This window comes from Rhizobium aouanii (assembly GCF_037002925.1).
Classification (GTDB): Bacteria; Pseudomonadota; Alphaproteobacteria; order Rhizobiales; family Rhizobiaceae; genus Rhizobium; species Rhizobium aouanii.
In genome coordinates this window covers 112,994-129,410 of the sequence record NZ_JBAMYD010000008.1, presented here as the reverse complement: position 1 = coordinate 129,410, position 16,417 = coordinate 112,994, and the positions used below count along the sequence as shown (strand labels likewise).

The 16,417-nt window shown below is 61.9% G+C and carries 17 protein-coding genes; 9 read left to right on the top strand and 8 right to left on the bottom strand.

Annotated elements, in window-relative coordinates:
• Positions 1-3 precede the first annotated feature (3 nt).
• A complete protein-coding gene (locus tag V8P77_RS15785) occupies positions 4-939 on the top strand; it encodes a lipid A biosynthesis lauroyl acyltransferase (RefSeq protein ID WP_335913282.1) in 936 nt (311 codons plus the stop codon).
• A gap of 263 nt (positions 940-1,202) precedes the next feature.
• Positions 1,203-1,919, top strand: a complete 717-nt coding sequence (locus V8P77_RS15780) for a PAS domain-containing protein (protein ID WP_335913281.1) — start codon at positions 1,203-1,205, stop codon at positions 1,917-1,919.
• A 325-nt stretch (positions 1,920-2,244) separates the two neighbouring features.
• On the opposite strand, the gene V8P77_RS15775 is transcribed toward V8P77_RS15780, so the two are convergent.
• The 3 genes from V8P77_RS15775 to V8P77_RS15765 form a co-directional block, all read right to left on the bottom strand.
• The gene (locus V8P77_RS15775) at positions 2,245-2,607 is read right to left on the bottom strand and encodes a VOC family protein (RefSeq protein ID WP_335913280.1); all 363 of its coding nucleotides are present in this window, start codon (positions 2,605-2,607) and stop codon (positions 2,245-2,247) included.
• Positions 2,608-3,006 carry a polyketide cyclase gene (locus V8P77_RS15770; RefSeq protein WP_025394905.1) on the bottom strand — a complete coding sequence of 133 codons (399 nt, stop codon included), beginning with the start codon at positions 3,004-3,006 and terminating at the stop codon, positions 2,608-2,610. It lies immediately after the preceding gene.
• A 70-nt stretch (positions 3,007-3,076) separates the two neighbouring features.
• Complete coding sequence (locus V8P77_RS15765) at positions 3,077-3,868, bottom strand: helix-turn-helix domain-containing protein (RefSeq protein ID WP_335913279.1); 792 nt, start codon at positions 3,866-3,868, stop codon at positions 3,077-3,079.
• 210 nt (positions 3,869-4,078) lie between these two features.
• Here V8P77_RS15765 and gnd point away from each other — a divergent pair, with 210 nt between their 5' ends.
• Positions 4,079-5,530 (top strand): NADP-dependent phosphogluconate dehydrogenase, encoded by a 1,452-nt coding sequence (gene gnd, locus V8P77_RS15760; protein ID WP_172643630.1) that lies wholly within the window; start codon positions 4,079-4,081, stop codon positions 5,528-5,530.
• Positions 5,531-5,615: 85 nt separating this feature from the next.
• Entirely contained in the window at positions 5,616-6,380 is a 765-nt protein-coding gene (locus V8P77_RS15755; RefSeq protein ID WP_335913278.1) for a carbon-nitrogen hydrolase family protein, read from the top strand.
• Positions 6,381-6,452: 72 nt separating this feature from the next.
• On the opposite strand, the gene V8P77_RS15750 is transcribed toward V8P77_RS15755, so the two are convergent.
• A complete protein-coding gene (locus V8P77_RS15750) occupies positions 6,453-6,830 on the bottom strand; it encodes a VOC family protein (protein ID WP_335913277.1) in 378 nt (125 codons plus the stop codon).
• Positions 6,831-7,079: 249 nt separating this feature from the next.
• Between V8P77_RS15750 and V8P77_RS15745 the strand changes: the two genes are divergently transcribed.
• From V8P77_RS15745 to V8P77_RS15735, 3 genes are all read left to right on the top strand, one after another.
• A complete protein-coding gene (locus V8P77_RS15745) occupies positions 7,080-7,574 on the top strand; it encodes a GNAT family N-acetyltransferase (protein WP_012757816.1) in 495 nt (164 codons plus the stop codon).
• Between the two features lie 56 nt (positions 7,575-7,630).
• On the top strand, positions 7,631-8,140 hold the full coding sequence (locus tag V8P77_RS15740) for a GNAT family N-acetyltransferase (RefSeq protein WP_029870724.1): 510 nt from the start codon (positions 7,631-7,633) through the stop codon (positions 8,138-8,140).
• Positions 8,141-8,244: 104 nt separating this feature from the next.
• Positions 8,245-8,862: a class I SAM-dependent methyltransferase gene (locus V8P77_RS15735; RefSeq protein ID WP_335913276.1), complete on the top strand. Its 618-nt coding sequence runs from the start codon at positions 8,245-8,247 to the stop codon at positions 8,860-8,862.
• Positions 8,863-8,871: 9 nt separating this feature from the next.
• Here V8P77_RS15735 and V8P77_RS15730 read toward each other — a convergent pair whose 3' ends face one another.
• Genes V8P77_RS15730 through V8P77_RS15720 form a run of 3 tightly spaced genes read right to left on the bottom strand, consistent with a single transcriptional unit; the run spans position 8,872 to position 11,158 of the window.
• Positions 8,872-9,417, bottom strand: coding sequence for an AAA family ATPase (locus V8P77_RS15730; protein ID WP_335913275.1), 546 nt, complete (start codon positions 9,415-9,417; stop codon positions 8,872-8,874).
• 15 nt (positions 9,418-9,432) lie between these two features.
• Positions 9,433-10,509, bottom strand: a complete 1,077-nt coding sequence (locus V8P77_RS15725) for a D-alanine--D-alanine ligase family protein (protein WP_335913274.1) — start codon at positions 10,507-10,509, stop codon at positions 9,433-9,435.
• Between the two features lie 34 nt (positions 10,510-10,543).
• Positions 10,544-11,158 (bottom strand): C39 family peptidase, encoded by a 615-nt coding sequence (locus V8P77_RS15720; RefSeq protein WP_335913273.1) that lies wholly within the window; start codon positions 11,156-11,158, stop codon positions 10,544-10,546.
• Positions 11,159-11,333: 175 nt separating this feature from the next.
• Between V8P77_RS15720 and V8P77_RS15715 the strand changes: the two genes are divergently transcribed.
• Positions 11,334-12,242, top strand: coding sequence for a LysR family transcriptional regulator (locus tag V8P77_RS15715; protein WP_335913272.1), 909 nt, complete (start codon positions 11,334-11,336; stop codon positions 12,240-12,242).
• 392 nt (positions 12,243-12,634) lie between these two features.
• Positions 12,635-15,151 (top strand): leucine--tRNA ligase, encoded by a 2,517-nt coding sequence (leuS, locus tag V8P77_RS15710; protein WP_335913271.1) that lies wholly within the window; start codon positions 12,635-12,637, stop codon positions 15,149-15,151.
• 56 nt (positions 15,152-15,207) lie between these two features.
• On the opposite strand, the gene V8P77_RS15705 is transcribed toward leuS, so the two are convergent.
• Positions 15,208-16,251, bottom strand: a complete 1,044-nt coding sequence (locus V8P77_RS15705; protein ID WP_335913270.1) for a LacI family transcriptional regulator — start codon at positions 16,249-16,251, stop codon at positions 15,208-15,210.
• Positions 16,252-16,417 lie beyond the last annotated feature (166 nt).

The following is a 16,417-nucleotide window of genomic DNA, read 5'->3' as shown; positions in this document are numbered from 1 at the left end:
CGCGTGAAGCTGTTCATCACCCGGATCGTTCTGGCGCTCAGGAATTTCCAGCAATGGCTGGTGGCTCAGGTGATGTTCGGCTTCCTGAATTTCCTGAAGCTTTTTCCGGCCGATGGTGCGATCCGCTTCGCCGATAGGACAATGCGCCGGCTCGGGCGGCTGACCAGCCGCCACAGACTGATGCTGACCAATCTGCGCAACGCCTTTCCCGAGAAGAGCGAGGTCGAGATCGAGGAAATCGCGCTCGCCAGTTGGGGTAATATGGGCCGGCTTGCGGCCGAATACGTCTTCCTCGATCAGCTGTTCGACTATGATCCCGAAAAGTCGGAGCCGGGCAGGGTGGAGGTGTCGGGCGTCCCGATCTTCCTCGACCTGCGTGACAATCCGCGCCCCTTCATCGTCTTTACCGGCCATACCGCCAACTTCGAGCTGCTGCCGGTGGCGGGTGCCGCCTTCGGGCTCAACGTCACCGTGCTCTTTCGGCCGCCGAATAATCCTTATGTCGCCAAGAAGGTGTTCGACTTCAGGAGCGCCCGCATGGGCAAGCTGGTGCCCTCGCATGCCGGCTCCTCCTTCGCGCTCGCCCGTCAACTGGAAGCAGGCCAGGGCGTGGGCGTGCTGGTCGACCAGAAATTCCGCAAGGGGCTGAAGGGCACCTTCTTCGGGCGCGACGTCAAGACCAATCCGCTGCTGCCGAAGCTGGTGCGCCAGTTCGACTGCGAGGTCTATCCGGCGCGCTGCATCCGTCTGCCTGGAAATCGCTACCGGCTGGAAATCGAGCCGCGGCTGGACATGCCGCGCGACGCCAAGGGTAATCTCGACCTGCCGGCCGCCGCCCAACTGCTCAACGACAAGGTGGAAAGCTGGGTGCGGGAATATCCGGAACAGTGGCTCTGGTACCACGACCGCTGGCAGATCAAGCAGACGCTCGCGCCTTAGGACAGGATGCTCCAGAATAATAGTTGGAGCATGATGACGCCCGAAAACCGCTCACACTTTTCGGCATCATACTCTAAAAAAGGTCCACCCCCATTTATCAGCGGTGAAAAACGGCAGGTGCTCCCGGATTGAAACTGAGGGCACTTCATGTTACCCGTCACCACTAGGACGCGAATAATGTCTACCGGAAGGCGCATTTTTGGGAAATGCAGCCATGTGAGGTTTCGGACTCCTCTCTTGGCACAATGGGAGTGGGAGGCGTCTTGCTGGAGCTTTTTCGAGCTTTTTCCTTGCGGTGCGTGCAAATCGAGGAAGCCATACGCCTGGGCGACGACCAGCGCGTCACGGCGCTCGACCGTCATGTCGAGCCGCTGGTCGAGGCAATCCTCGCCTGCCGGGCAGCCAATCTGCTCGAAGTCTACATGCAGCTGCGGTTCGTGAGCCACCTGATCAGCCAGGATGCCGACGACAGCGCCAGCGTCACGGAGCACACGTCGGTGCTTTCCTATCTGCTCGACGGCTATTTCGGGGCGCATGGGCCGGACTGGCGCGTGCCGTCTCCGCAGGATGTGCGCATCGAGCCGCCGCCGGCCTATGTGCCGGATACCGACAATGGCCAGTTCCTCAACGCGGTGATCCTCGAAAGCCTGCCGGATCGCGTGGCAGTGCTGACAAGGGATTATCGCTATCTCTATTCCAATCCAGCCAACAGCGCCCATCTCAACAGGAAGCCGATGGAACTCATCGGCCGCCACCTTTCCGAATTCATCGGCGAGGAGCGGTTTGCCGAATGCGCCAAGCATAAGCTCGACAACTGCTTTGCCGGTGACCAGATCGACTATACCTATGAGTGCTTGGCTGGCAGCGGCGGATCGCGGCAGGAGCGCTGTCGCATGTCGCCGCTGCGTGATGCGGGCGGCACGGTGATCGGCGCCCTGCTCGTCATGGAAGATCTCGACCGGCTGTCGCAGGCTGCCTGATCCCGGTCGGCAGCCTTAGGCAGCCTGACCAACTGGGCAGCCTCGGGTAATCCGGCTAGAGCCTTTCCGGGCTAGATTGCAGCATTCTGTTGGCTCAAACGGAGTCGGATGGTCGACCGGCCGGCGAGCGTCGTAGCCAAGCTCTACGGCCAAGCCGGCCGGTCGATCAGCCGGCCCGTTTCAGCCAACCCGAAGGGCCGGGCATCTTTCCGCCAGGGCAAAGGCGATCGGCTCGGACGTACCAAGGGGTATGCCCGTCGCCAATCGCCTCTGCCCTGACAAAAACCTGCTCCGGCAGAATGCTTCAATCTAACCCGGAAAGGCTCTAAGCGGCCGCCCAGACAGCGAGCTCGTAGCCGTCGCGGTCGAGGAAGTGGAAGCGACGGCCGCCGGGAAAATCGGTGATCGGCCGGACGATCGTGCCGCCGGCCTTCTCGACTGATGTCAGCACCTCTTCCAGATCATTGGCATAGACGACGACCAGCGGCCCGCCGCCTGTCCGCACCGGTCCGAAATCGGTAAAGCCGCCCTTCAGCCGGCCATCGTCGAATTCGCAATAATTCGGGCCGTAATCGGTGAAGCGCCAGCCGAAGGCCGAGCCGTAAAAGGCTTTGGCTGCAGCGATGTCGGCGACGTTGAATTCGACATAGTCGATGCGGCGGTCGTTGTTTTCTGTTTTCTCGGCCATCTATCTCTCCATCAGGGCTTTCAGCATGGCGAGATCTTTCTCGACATGGGCGGCATCGGCGGAAAACTGCGCGTCGGTCATGCCGGGCAGGCGCAGCAGCGTGAACATGACCTCACAGCCATCGCCGTTCGGCACGATGCGCAGGGCATTATAGACCCTTAGGCCGGACTCGATCGTCACCGTATGGTCGATCACGCCGAATTCATTGGCCGGCACGAAGCTCACCTTGACGCTGCCGAGAGCGCCGTGGGCGATCCAGTCGGCGCCGTGCGGCTCGAGTCCGGTCGCAAGGCCGGAGGCCCAGAGCGGCATGTTCTCCGGCTTGCCCGCGAATTCATAGACGTCGCGCCAGTCGCGCTCGATCGACAGGTGGATGATTTTCGCGGGCATTGTCGTCATGGCTTGCAGGTCCCTGTCATTTGGTTTCGTCAGAATAACAAACCGGCCGACAGCGTCTTGAACAAAACGGTCAGTCGCCTCTTTTCCGCATGCCGAGCTGGTCGAGAATGACGGCGGGTGTCAGCGTCGACAGCTCGCCGACCTCCCGCGTCATGTGGGGCTGGTCGGCAAAGCCCGCTTCCAGCGCAAGGCGGGCAAGCGGCATCGTGCCCGACTTGCGGCAGAGGTCGAGGAAACGCTGGAATCTACGGATCCGTTCCAGCGTCTTTGCGCCGTAGCCGAAATGATGGTGGCAGCGACGACGCAGCTGCCTTTCGCTCATGCCGAGCCGGTCGAGCAGGCCGGATGCCGGGCGCCCGCTGTCGGCAGCGGCGAAGATCATGGCGGCGTCGCGGGCGGGCTCCTCCGCATCGCACGCGGTCCCTTCGAGCAGGCGGCCAAACAGCGCCATCGCGGCCGATGGGTCGGGACAATTCGCAAGCCGCGCTTCGAATTCGGCAGTGTCCTTCCGGCCGATGTCGGCAAGAGGCACCGAGCAGCCGACCAGCTCGGAGAGCGGCGTCTTCAGCCAGGGTGCTGCAGCGCCGGGCGCAAAACGTGCGCCGATCACAGTCGCGCCCGGCCGGATGACGGGAAAGGCCGCCGTCCTGTCGGGGCCGGCGACGACCAGCCGGCCGTCGATCCAGAGGAGATCGCAATAGCCATCCGGCACGATCGCCACCATTGCCGGCGGTCCGTTGTGAAGCGCATGCGACCAGAGACGACTGAAATGGCGTCGCAGCGCCGGCGGTGGTGCATATTCGCGGTAGCGGCCGGCGCGGGCCGCCAGGAGAGCCATCTGTTTTCGTTTTCCCGATGCCAATGCGATATCTCCCGAGGCACTGATGATACCATGAGATAGGGTATTGCGGGCAGGAAGCGCGAAAAACTTGCGGCTTCGGATTAAGCGGCAGCTGGTGGGTTGTCGGACAAGCGGGGATATTGCAAGCCTCATTTCATTGGCTTTTGCGAACCGATTAGACCCTTGCGAGACTTGCCGTTTGACCGAGACAGTGCCACAACACCGATCCAAATGACACATCGGAGGTTTGTCGTGGAAAAGGCAGAAATCGGACTGATCGGCCTTGCGGTCATGGGCTCCAACCTGGCGCTCAACATCGCGGAGAAAGGCAATAAAATCGCGGTCTTCAACCGCACGCCGGAGAAAACCGACGAATTCTACGAAAGTGCCGGCGATCTGAAGAAGCAGATCATTCCCTGCAAGACCATCGAGGAATTCGTCGATGCGATCCGGCCGCCGCGTCCGATCATCATCATGATCAAGGCGGGCGAGCCCGTCGACCAGCAGATGGAGCTGCTGCGCCCGCACCTCTCCAAGGGCGACATCATGATCGACGCCGGCAATGCCAATTTCCGCGACACCGTCGCCCGTTTCGACCGGCTGAAGAATACCGATCTGACCTTCATCGGCATGGGTGTTTCCGGCGGCGAAGAAGGTGCGCGCCACGGCCCGTCGATCATGGTCGGCGGCACCGAAGAGTCCTGGAAGCGCGTCGAGAAGGTGCTGACCTCGATTGCCGCCCGTTACAATGACGAGCCTTGCGTCGCCTGGCTCGGCAATGACGGTGCCGGCCATTTCGTCAAGACCATCCATAATGGCATCGAATATGCCGACATGCAGATGATCGCCGAAATCTACGGCATCCTGCGCGACGGCCTCGGCAAGAGTGCCTCCGAAATCTCCGGCATCTTCGGCGAATGGAACAAGGGCCGGCTGAACTCCTACCTGATCGAAATCTCCGAAAAAGTGCTTGCCGCAACCGACCCGGTTTCCGGCGGGCCGATGGTCGACATGATCCTCGACAAGGCCGGCCAGAAGGGTACCGGCAAGTGGTCGGCGATCGAGGCGCAGAACATGGGCATTCCGGCAACGGCGATCGAAGCCGCCGTCGCCGCCCGCAGCCTCTCCTCGATGAAATCGCAGCGTGAGGCCGCCGAGAAAATCTTCGGAACGCAGGCCGTGTCCTTCCCGATCGCTTACGGCCCCGAGCTCAACAAGGATCTGGAGCTGGCGCTTTTCGCTGCCAAGATCGGTGCCTATGCGCAGGGCTTCGCGGTGATGGCGGAAGCATCGCGCGAGTTCAACTGGTCGCTGCCGATGCCCACGATCGCCAGGATCTGGCGCGCCGGCTGCATCATCCGCTCGCAGTTCCTCGACGAGATCACCTCGGCCTTCACCAAGGCGCCTGACGCTGCAAACCTCATCGTCACGCCAGCCTTCTCCGACATGGTCAAGGAATCGATCCCGGCGCTGCGCCGTGTCGTCGGTGCCGCGATTGCCGCCGGCCTGCCGGTGCCGGCGCTGACTTCGGCGCTGACCTATTTCGACGCCTATCGCCAGGGCAGGGGAACAGCAAACCTCATCCAGGCGCAGCGCGATTTCTTCGGCGCCCACGGCTTCGACCGCCTTGATGGTAAGGATTTCCACCACGGCCCCTGGGGCAGCGGTGCCTCGACCTTTTGAGGTTCAGGCCGATTTTCAAGGAGAGGCCCGGCCACAGTGCCGGGCCTTTTGCTGAGATGCCGCGGCCGAGAACCCGGAGATCTAAGTGACGAGCATTCGGATAGCCGCCGCGCAGACGCCGGAATTTCGGGAGAATGTCGGGGCGGCCTTGGATTATGCGGTTAGGGTCGCGGCGCTCGCCGAGGCTGATGGCGTGGCCCTGCTGGTCTTTCCAGAAGGTTTTCTGCAGGGCTACCTGACCGATGAACGATCGGCGCGACGGGTTTCCCTCGATCTCGCATCGGCCGAGTTCGCGGCGGTCCTGGATCGGTTGCCGAAGTCGGGACCGGTGCTGGTCATGGGGCTGATCGAGATCGACAACGGGCGATTGTTCAACACCGCCGTCGTCGTCGAGCGCGGCGTTCTCCTCGGTCGCTACCGGAAAACCCACCTGCTGCCCGGCGAACGGGCTTTCGAGGCAGGAAAGGACAGTCCGCTCTTTGCGATCGGTGCCCTGCGCTTCGGGATCAACATCTGCTACGACACCAATTTTCCGGAAGCAGCCGCAAAGGTCGCCGCGTCTGGCGCATCGCTGATCCTATGCCTCTCCAACAACATGATGCCACGGGAAAAGGCGGAAATATTCAAGCCGCTGCATAATGCCGTTCGAGGTGAAAGATGCCGCGAGACAGGCTTGTGGCTGATATCGTCCGACGTAACGGGCGAGCGCGACGGGCGCATCGCCTGGGGACCGACGGCCGTGCTGAACCGGCAAGGGGAGGTCGTGGCGCAGCTCCCGCTGCAGGAGCCCGGCTTGCTGGTCTTCGACTTTCCCTGTGATGGACAAGATGCAGGGGCTCGACTCAAATGACGAGCACTGCGGAATTCGGGAATGTGCGAAAGTTGAATGGGGACTGTATCCCCATCCACTTCTCATGGCTGGCTAGATCCGCTGGCCAACGTCAATACGGTTGCCGTCGGGGTCTTCGAACACGAAGGCCCGCAATCCGTAGTCCTTGTCCTGAAGGCTCTTGATGATTCTCAGCCCATATTGCTGGCAAACCGCGTGTAAGGCATCGACATTGTCGACCATCAGGTGGGCAACATTGAAGTCCGCAGCCTTGTGGTTCGGCTGCAAGGTGAGATGCACTTCGCCCTGATCGCGCTTCAGGATCATGAAGCCGACAGGATTGCCGTTCTCGAATGTTTTCTTGAAGCCGAGGACATTGGCGTAAAAATCATAGGCTTTGGTCATGTCCCTGACCGGCAGCATGGCGGCAATTCGTCCGAAACGAACACCGTGATCGGCGATATCATTCATCGCAGAACCTCTGATTGCGAAGACGCAAACATCCTCCGGACGGTGCCGACAGTGATGGTACGCTTCGATGTTTCGATCAGCAGGACGGTGCCCACGAGCTTAGGTCTATAGCCTCGGAATCCTCTTCGGAAGAGGGGTAGCGGAATCTCCGCGAGATTTTCGTGGGATCTACGACACTTCGTTTCAATGGGATAAGACATTGTTTGTACGGGCAGCCCTGACGACAACGCGCTTGAGGAATTGACAGAGATGCTTATCCGAGACGAAACGCCTGATGATATCGATGCGATTCATGATCTGACCTCGACCGCCTTCAAGCCGATGCCCTACAGCGACGGTACGGAAGCGGAGATTGTCCGAAGACTTCGTGCGGCGGGCGATCTCAAGATATCGCTGGTGGCCGAGCAGGGCGGCGAGATTCTCGGGCATGTGGCGTTTTCGCCGGTGACGATCAACGGCGCGCATGACGGCTGGTTCGGGCTGGGGCCGATATCGGTCAAGCCGGAGAGACAGCGGCAGGGCATCGGCAAGGCGATGATTGCACGGGGTCTCGAATTGTTGAACGAGATGGGCGCCAGCGGATGCGCCCTGATCGGCAATCCCGAGATCTACAGCCGTGTCGGTTTCAGCAGCGATGGACAACTGGAGTATCTCGACCTCGATACGCGGCTCGTGCAGAGGATCGTTTTTCGCGGATCTCCGCCAAGCGGGACGTTGCAATTCGCCTCGGCATTTGAAAGCTAGAATATTTCGTTCAACGGCCGAAACTCCAAACCCAACCTGACAGAGAAGGCGACGACATGTCCGAAGCGGGCGCGATAACCATTCGAACCGAGCGTCTCAAGCTCCGCATGCCTGACATCGACGATTTCGCTGCCTATGCTGAGATCATGGCGTCGCCGCGATCCATCGGAATGGGTGGTCCGTTCGATCTGCGCGCGGCGTGGGGGATGTTCTGTCACGACGTCGCTCTGTGGCAGCTTTTCGGGCACGGAGCGCTGACGGTCGAGCTTGGCGAAACCGGCGAATGCGTCGGTCAGGTGGGGATCAATCACGGACCGCTCTTTCCCGAAAAGGAATTGGGCTGGTTCGTCTATGAGGAATACGAGGGCAGAGGCTATGCGACCGAAGCGGCCTTGGCGCTGCGCAACTGGGCCTTCGCGACGCTCAAGCTGCCGTCGCTGGTCAGCTATATTGCTCCCGGCAATGCTGCATCCGCTGCCGTTGCCGAACGGCTGGGCGCACGCCTCGATCCTGCTGCACCCAGAGATGACCCTAAGGATCTGGTTTATCGTCACTTCGCTTCCTGAACGGAGAACATGGTCCTGGGCACACTGCGACTGGTTGCAGACGTCTCAGTCCCTACATGTTGATCGGTTAGGGAATCGGGCTCTGCAAGAGATGGGGATATCGGATGACAGGCGAGAAGCGGGAACACTGGGACGAGGTCTATCGGACGAAATCTGCCGACAGCGTCAGCTGGTATCAGCCGACGCCCGGGCCTTCCTTGCAGGCGCTTGACGAGCTGCAACTGCCGGCCGCGGCCTCGCTGATCGATGTAGGCGGCGGCGCATCGAGCCTTGTCGACCGTCTTGTCGAGCGCGGGTGGTCCGACCTCACCGTCCTCGACATCGCCACGCCGGCGCTCGAAGTCGCCAAGGCGCGACTGCGGGATGAAGCCGCCCGCATCACCTGGGTGGTTGCCGACGTCACGTCATGGCAGCCCGACCGCCATTACGATGTGTGGCACGACCGCGCCGTCTTTCACTTCCTCACCGAACCCGAGCAGCGGCTGGCCTATCGTCGAGCACTCGAAACCGGCACGGCGCCGGGCAGCGTCGTGATCATCGCGACCTTCGCGCCGGACGGGCCGGAACGGTGCAGCGGCTTGCCGGTCCAGCGTTACGACGCGGTGGCGCTTGCAACCGAATTCTCGTCCCCCTTCGCGCTTCAGCGTGACTGGCGGGAGGAACACACGACACCCGGCGGTGGCCGGCAGTCGTTCCAGTGGTGCGTTTTTCGCAGGCGCTGACGATCTCGTCTACTGCTGCCTCGTTTCCCGAGGGAGGCAATCGAGGATGAAATCCGCCCGGTCGGCGACCGCGATTTTCGGCAGAATGACGACGTCATATCCGAGCGTCGGATAGACGGCGGCAAGTCGATCATATTCGGCGACCGCCTCGTCGAAGCCATGGCGCCGCTCAGGGTCGGTCGTGTAGATTTCGGGCCATGGCGGGCTGAGAAAAACCCTCTGGTGATAGCGGTGGGCGACGCTCAATTTTTCCAGGATCGGCTCTCCGGTGAGGTGTTGGAGCGCTGCCGCCGCATCGATCAGCCCACGGTCGAAAAACGTCCAGCCGGACTGCTCATGCGCCGCCGCGTGATCCGCCATCGCCATCTCGATTGCGCGGCGGGCAAAGGCCGCCATGTCGACCCAGGGCAGGGCTGCGCCGTCGCCTTCGACTTCCTGTTTGACGATCCGTCGGCCGGGCTCTTCGACGACGGCATGACCGCGGGCGGCAAGTTCTGCAAGGAGCGTCGATTTTCCGCCGCCGGAACATCCCGAAATCAAGACCAGCCTGTTCATGATCAAGCTCCCGTCTCAGGCGGTCCGTCGGGCGCGGGCCAGGCCGTGGTCCACCAGGCGGTCGATGATTTCGGCGTAGGTGACGCCGCTTGCCGCCATCGCCTTGGAATACATACTGATATTGGTAAAGCCGGGGATGGTGTTGATTTCATTGACGAGGAACTGCATGTCATCCATCAGAAAGAAGTCGATGCGAGCCATGCCGTCGCAGCCGACGGCCCGGAAGGCTTTTGCGGCCACGTCGCGCATGGCGGCCTCGACCTCCTGCGGCAGTTCGGCCGGCACTTTCAGCGCCGCACCCTTCTCGTCGATATATTTGGCATCGTAACTGTAAAAGCCGTGGCTTTCCGCCGGCACGATCTCGCCCGGCCGGGAGACGAACAGTTCTCCTGCCGCATCCTCCAGCACGCTGAATTCGATCTCACGGCCACGCACGAATTCTTCGGCGAGCAGCGTGCGATCGTGGCGGAAGGCCTCAGTAAGGGCGGGCGCAAATTCCTGGCTGGCATGGATCTTGGCGACGCCGACCGACGATCCCTGGCGCGCGGGCTTGATGAACAGCGGCAGGCCGAGCTCACCTTCCAAGGCTGCCAGTGAAGGGGCTGCACCCTGATGGATCGTCACCGCGCGCGCCACCGGTAGGCCCGCCGCCCTCAGCAGGCGTTTGGCGATGTCTTTGTCGAGCGCTGCGGCGGAGCCAAGGATGCCGCAACCGGCGAGTGGAACGCGGGCCACCTCCGCAGCACCCTGCACTGATCCGTCCTCGCCATGCGGGCCGTGCAGCACGGGAAACAGGATGTCGACCTTTCCTAGGTCATGCGGCGCGCCATGAGCCGGGATCGCCAGCACGCGGCCGCGCCCACCCGGCACCAGGCAGATTTCCGTGCCCGATGACGGTGTCGCCAGCATGCCGTCCTTGAAACTGCTCAGCAGCCATTGTCCCTCGCGGGTGATGAAAACAGGGACGGCATCGTATTTCTCGGGTTTGAGCGCGCCCATGACATTGGTTGCCGAGAGCACGGAAACCTCATGCTCGGCCGAGCGGCCACCGAAGAGCACGGCAATGCGCAGCCTGTTTGGGGATGGGGTCATGAAAGCCTCCGAAACGATCTGGTGTTGAAAAGGGTCAGACGTCGACCGATATGCCGCGATTGGCGAAGAAACGGTCGAAGACGGCAAGCGGCAGTGTCACATCGGCCTGGCTCGCTTCGTCATGACCGGACGGGTTGTGAAAGCGGATTGTCTCGTCGCTGGCTGCCGTCACCAGCACCAGGTGTCCGCCTTTCGAGGGCGGCTCGCGCTCCGGCCAGCGGATGCCCGAGTTCACCGAGGCGATGAAGAACCGGCGTTTCGCGAGATGCTCCGGAATGGCCGATGTCTCGACGCCGGTCATCGTCTCCGCGCTAAGTCCGAAGCGGTCGGCTGCGAAGCGGACGAAGGGCGCGTAAATAAGGCCTTTGATCGAGGCGTCGATCTCGCTGACGACATAACCGCCATAGGCGGTGCAGGCGCGGGCAAGCTCGAGGGTCGGATGGATCTCGCCGCGGGCGGCAAGAATCATTTTCAGGCAGGCCATGCCGCAGACATTGACCGCCCAGCGCGCATATTCTTCGATCGTCGCGGCCCCAGAATGGCGCCAGAGCGGATCGCCGAGCAGAGCCTGCGATCCCTCGGCAAGCACCGGCAGCGTCATGCCGGGTGTTTCCCATTGGCTGAAATAGGGCACGCCGCTCTGCTGCATCCTGTCTATATCCCCCGTGACTCGTCTCATGAGATGACCGGCAATCTTGGCTTTTTTCGAACCGATGCACGCTGACGAATCCGACGGTAGGGAGCGTTTTTCCGTAGGTCTACTTAATTAAACTAAGGATATAGATTAGAGATTATGGCCGATTTATCAGCCGAGGGAGCCAAGTTTGGATTTTTTCAGATTACGGACGCTTCGCGAGCTTTCGCGCCGTGAGACGATGGCGGCGGTCGCCGACGCGCTCGGCATTTCCTCATCGGCCGTTTCCCAGCAGATCGCCCAACTGGAGGACGAAGTCGGCATTGCGCTCGTCGAGCGGCGCGGGCGAGGGGTGACGCTGACACCGGCCGGACGCCGGCTCGTTGTGCATGCCGACCGGATATTCGGCATTGTCGAGGAAGCCAAGACCGATATTGCCGAGTTGCAGAATATTGTCGCCGGCGACCTGAGGATCGCCACCCAACCCTCCGCGGCTTCCTCCTTCATTCCCGCCGCGATGCGCCAGCTCGCCATCCAGCATCCGCATCTCGACATCGTCATGACGACGATGGGGCCCGCCGAAGGCGTGGCGGCACTCCGGGCCTGGCAGGCCGATATCGTCATTGCCGACGACATATCGTTCAATCCGCATACGCTGGAAGGCGCGGCCGACACGCTGTTCCTCTGCCGCGACCAGCTTTTCGTGCTTCTGCCCGCTGGCCACAGGCTGGAGGACGAGCCTGTCATCGAACTCGCACAGCTGAGGGATGAACGTTGGGCGCTCGACGTCGCCTCCAGCGCCTATTCCATGGCCATCCGCCAGGCTTGCCGCGACATCGGTTTCGAGCCCGTCATCAACGGCTTCAGCGACAGTTTCGAAGTGGTGTTCGCACTGGTGGAAGCCGGGTGCTCGATTTCGGTGATGCCTGGTCTGGCGCTCAGAGATTTCGGCGGAGCGCTGGTCGCCAAGCCCTTGGTGCCATCCGTTTGCCGTGGTATCCATGCGATTACCCGGCGCGGCGAGGTGCGTAACCCGAAGGTCGCGGCGGTACTCGAACAACTGGTGAAGAGCGCGCCGCGGGATTTGAACAGATCCTGATTTTCGCGCGAATGCACTCTTGGCAGGAGCGATCATATCGGGCACTCTTGGTTCATGATTATGGCAACTCAAGCAGCAGACGTTCGCGCACGCGACGCACGACTTACCACCACGGCCTCCTGATCGGAGCCGATTAACACTGTCGTTTGCTTTCTCCCTATTTGCCTTGAGCCACCGTCCATGGACACCAGATCGTTTCCAAAGCCACATCGCGCTTTATTCGTCCGGAGCGTCGTGCAGACGTCCTACGCCGCAACTCCGCACGCGTTTCGACTTAGCCGCGGCTGCCGGACGTCACCGGAGCACCGGCAGCCGTAGCTGCTCCTGAACCACAGAACGCCCCATTTTTCAGGACACGCCGCCGCAGAGCCGGCCGGCGCCAGGAGTGATGCATGCCTTATGATCCCAAGACGATCGAACCGAAGTGGCAGGCTTATTGGGCCGATCACCTAATTTTTCGAGCGGAGATCGATCCGGCCAGACCGAAATTCTACGCACTCGACATGTTCCCATATCCTTCGGGTGCGGGCCTGCATGTCGGCCATCCTCTCGGCTATACGGCCACTGATATAGTGTGCCGCTACAAACGCATGTGCGGCTTCAATGTCCTGCATCCGATGGGATGGGACAGTTTCGGCCTGCCGGCGGAGCGCCACGCGATGCGGACTGGTGTGCATCCAGATATCACGACGAAGCGCAATATCGAAACGTTTCGCGGGCAGGTGCAGAGGCTGGGTTTTTCTTATGACTGGAGTCGCGAGTTTGCCACGACCGACCCCGCCTATGTGCGCTGGACGCAGTGGATCTTCCTGAAGCTGTTCGAGAAGGGCCTCGCCTATCAGGCGGAGGTCGCGGTCAACTGGTGCCCGGCCCAGAACGCGGTGCTTGCCGACGAGGAGGTCAAGGACGGGCGTTATGTCGAGACCGGCGATCCCGTCATTTGCCGCAGGATGCGCCAGTGGATGCTGCGCATCACGGCCTATGCCGATCGGCTGCTGCAGGGACTGGACGGCCTCGACTGGCCCGAAAACCTGAAAGCCATGCAGCGCAACTGGATCGGACGCTCCGAGGGCGCCGAAATCCGGTTTCCGCTCGAGCACGGCAAAGAGGTCATTGCCGTCTTCACGACGCGCCCCGAGACCCTGTTCGGAGCAAGCTATCTCGTGCTCGCGCCGGAACATCCTGCCGTTGCCGCCATCGTCGAGCCGGCAATGCGCGAGGCGGTGGCCGCCTATATTGCCGAGGCCGAAGAATTAGAAGAGACGGTGCGGGCCGATGCCAGGCGCGAGAAGACGGGCGTCTTCACCGGCGCTTATGCGATCAACCCTGCTAACGGTGCCCGGCTGCCGGTTTGGGTGGCAGATTACGTGCTGGCTGGCTACGGCACCGGCGGCCTGATGGCGGTGCCGGCTCATGACGCGCGCGACTACGCTTTTGCCCATGCGCACGAGCTGCCGATCATTCGCGTGATCGACAGCGAGAACGATATCGACAAGGCGGCTTATGAGGGCGAGGGGGCGATGGTCAACTCCGGCTTCCTGGATGGCCTGGGCTCGCCGGAGGCGAGATCCGCCATCATCACCTGGCTGCAGGTGAACGGCGCGGGCTGGCCGAAGGTCATGTACCGCCTGCGCGACTGGCTGTTTTCCCGCCAGCGCTACTGGGGTGAGCCGATCCCGGTGCTGCACCTGGCGGATGGCTCGGTGATGCCGCTGCCCGAGGAATGCCTGCCGCTGCTGCCGCCTGAACTGGACGACTACGCCCCGACGCCAGATGGCGAACCGCCGCTTGCCCGTGCGCAGGCCTGGGTCGAAACGATCGTGCCGGGTACCGACATTCCGGCACGGCGGGAGACCAACACGATGCCGCAATGGGCGGGCTCCTGCTGGTATTATCTCAGGTTCCTCGATCCCGAAAACATCAGCGAACCTGTTGGACGCGAGGCGGAGCGCTATTGGATGCCGGTCGATCTCTATGTCGGCGGCGCCGAGCACGCGGTCCTGCATCTGCTTTATGCCCGCTTCTGGCATAAGGTGCTCTATGACATCGGCGTCGTTTCGACGGAAGAGCCGTTCCAGCGGCTGTTCAACCAAGGCATGATCCTTGCTCATTCCTACCGCGATGCGGCGGGCCGGTATTACGCGCCATCTTCCGTCGTCGAAGAAGAGGGCAGATGGTTCGCTGGGTCGGTCGAAGTGCAGCGCGCCGTCGAGAAGATGTCGAAGTCGCAGCTGAACGTTGTCAATCCCGACGATGTCGTCCATCAATTCGGGGCCGACGCCTTGCGGCTGTACGAGATGTTCATGGGACCTCTGGACGCGGCAAAACCCTGGCAGACCGCTGGCGTGATCGGCGTGCGTCGGTTTCTGGAGCGTGCCTGGCGTATTGTCTGCGACGAGAGCGACGGATTGTCTCCAGTGGTGCTGGAGGCGGCTCCCAGCCCGCAGCTTCTGCGCTTGTGCCACCAGACGGTGAAGACCGTCACGGCGGATATCGAAGCAATTCGGTTCAACACCGCGGTTTCCCGGTTGATGGAACTGGCCAACGCACTGACAGCGGAAGCAGCGCGTCCGCGCGAAGTGGTGGAGACATTCGTGCTGTTGCTCGCACCCTTTGCGCCTCACATCGCGGAGGAGTTATGGAGCAAGCTTGGTCACGGGGAAACACTGACATGGGTTTCCTGGCCGACCTTCGATCCTGCAATGATCGAGATGGAGACCCGCGAATATGTCGTGCAGATCAACGGCAAGGTTCGCCATCGCTTCGAAGCCGCCGCCGATCTCGGCGAGGCGCTGCTTACAGCGGCGCGATCCGAACTCGCCGTTGTGACCTTGCTCGACGGCAAAACGGTGATCAAGGAAGTTCTGGTCCCGGGGCGACTGGTGAATTTCGTCGTCGAAGAGCTATGATGATCCAAAGCTGATCGTCGATTTGAGCCCGACGGTCCGGCCCTTCAACCGAGCGCCTACCTGCCACTCTCCGGCCAGGTCGGCTGGCTTACGCTCTGCAGCAGTTCCGGTTCGACGCCATCGATGCGGGCGATGACGGCTTTGGCCATTTCGCGGCCGGCTTGGCGAACGTCTTCCTGGGCGGTGATGATCTCGGGGCGGATCCAGTTCAGGATCGGTACCGATTGCTTGGAGACCATGTCGAGATCGCGGCCGAGCGCCTTACCGGCGGCTTCGATGCCGGCATTGACGGCGATCGCCGCGCTACCGGCCGAACAGACGATGCCGTCAGGGGCGTTGGCCGAGCGCATCATCACCTCGACGATGTCGCGGATGTCGGCGAGCGGTGCATCGGTGTTGACGCGCAGCGGCACTTCCTCGGCGCCATAATCGTGCAGGCCGGTCTGGAAGCCGATGCGGATGTGGGCATAGTAGGTGAGCTTGCTCGGCGGCTGTAGCAGGGCGATGCGGCGCCGGCCGCGCTTGACGAGCTTTTCCACCGCCTGATGAGCGAAGGCCTCGTTGTCGAAATCGTGGAACGGGTGCGTGAGACCCGCATCGGTGCGCCCATGCGTGGCGAAGGGCATGCCGCGCTCCGTCAGCAGCCGCACGCGCGGATCATCCGGCTCGATGCGGGAGATGATGACGCCGTCCGCCGAGCCGGTATCGAGGATATAGCGCACCGGCTGCATCGGGTCCTTGCTGTGGGAATGCGGCGTGATGACGATATGATAGGGCGTGCCGGACAGCACCTCGGAGATGCCGAAGACCATCTGGCTCGAAAAGCCCATGATCTCCTCGTCGATGCTGAGAACGAGGGCGATGACGTTGGTCTTGCCGGTGCGCAGGCGCACACCTGCCCTGTTCGGCTGGTAGCCGAGCTGGCGGGCGACCATGCGCACCCGCTCTTTGGTTTCCGCCCCAATATCCGGCGCATCCTTCAGCGCGCGTGACACCGTCGTCACGCCAAGGCCGGTCATGAAGGCGATCGTCTTCAATGTCGGGCGCTCGCGCGCCGTCGGCGCCGATGCCGGTTGCCCGAAATTTCCCTTGTTTTCCATCCCTGTAAGCCTGCCTCGCGCGATTGGTGTCGCTTATAGAGGCTTTCTCAAGCGCCGTAAGCCCGCCGCCTGCCAAAATCGCGCCTCCCTAAGGCACGCAATCTGTAACGATACAGTAGAAATGTCGAGGGTTTTTTCTTGTGTGCATTGCGGGATGCTATGCACA

Coding starts and splice junctions, on each gene's coding strand:
- V8P77_RS15775 (WP_335913280.1), bottom strand. CDS start 2,607: ATGGCCGAGAAAACAGAAAACAACGACCGCCGCATCGACTATGTCGAA.
- V8P77_RS15740 (WP_029870724.1), top strand. CDS start 7,631: ATGTCCGAAGCGGGCGCGATAACCATTCGAACCGAGCGTCTCAAGCTC.
- V8P77_RS15735 (WP_335913276.1), top strand. CDS start 8,245: ATGACAGGCGAGAAGCGGGAACACTGGGACGAGGTCTATCGGACGAAA.
- V8P77_RS15770 (WP_025394905.1), bottom strand. CDS start 3,006: ATGACGACAATGCCCGCGAAAATCATCCACCTGTCGATCGAGCGCGAC.
- leuS (WP_335913271.1), top strand. CDS start 12,635: ATGCCTTATGATCCCAAGACGATCGAACCGAAGTGGCAGGCTTATTGG.
- V8P77_RS15750 (WP_335913277.1), bottom strand. CDS start 6,830: ATGAATGATATCGCCGATCACGGTGTTCGTTTCGGACGAATTGCCGCC.
- gnd (WP_172643630.1), top strand. CDS start 4,079: ATGACACATCGGAGGTTTGTCGTGGAAAAGGCAGAAATCGGACTGATC.
- V8P77_RS15745 (WP_012757816.1), top strand. CDS start 7,080: ATGCTTATCCGAGACGAAACGCCTGATGATATCGATGCGATTCATGAT.
- V8P77_RS15705 (WP_335913270.1), bottom strand. CDS start 16,251: ATGGAAAACAAGGGAAATTTCGGGCAACCGGCATCGGCGCCGACGGCG.
- V8P77_RS15720 (WP_335913273.1), bottom strand. CDS start 11,158: ATGCAGCAGAGCGGCGTGCCCTATTTCAGCCAATGGGAAACACCCGGC.
- V8P77_RS15730 (WP_335913275.1), bottom strand. CDS start 9,417: ATGAACAGGCTGGTCTTGATTTCGGGATGTTCCGGCGGCGGAAAATCG.
- V8P77_RS15725 (WP_335913274.1), bottom strand. CDS start 10,509: ATGACCCCATCCCCAAACAGGCTGCGCATTGCCGTGCTCTTCGGTGGC.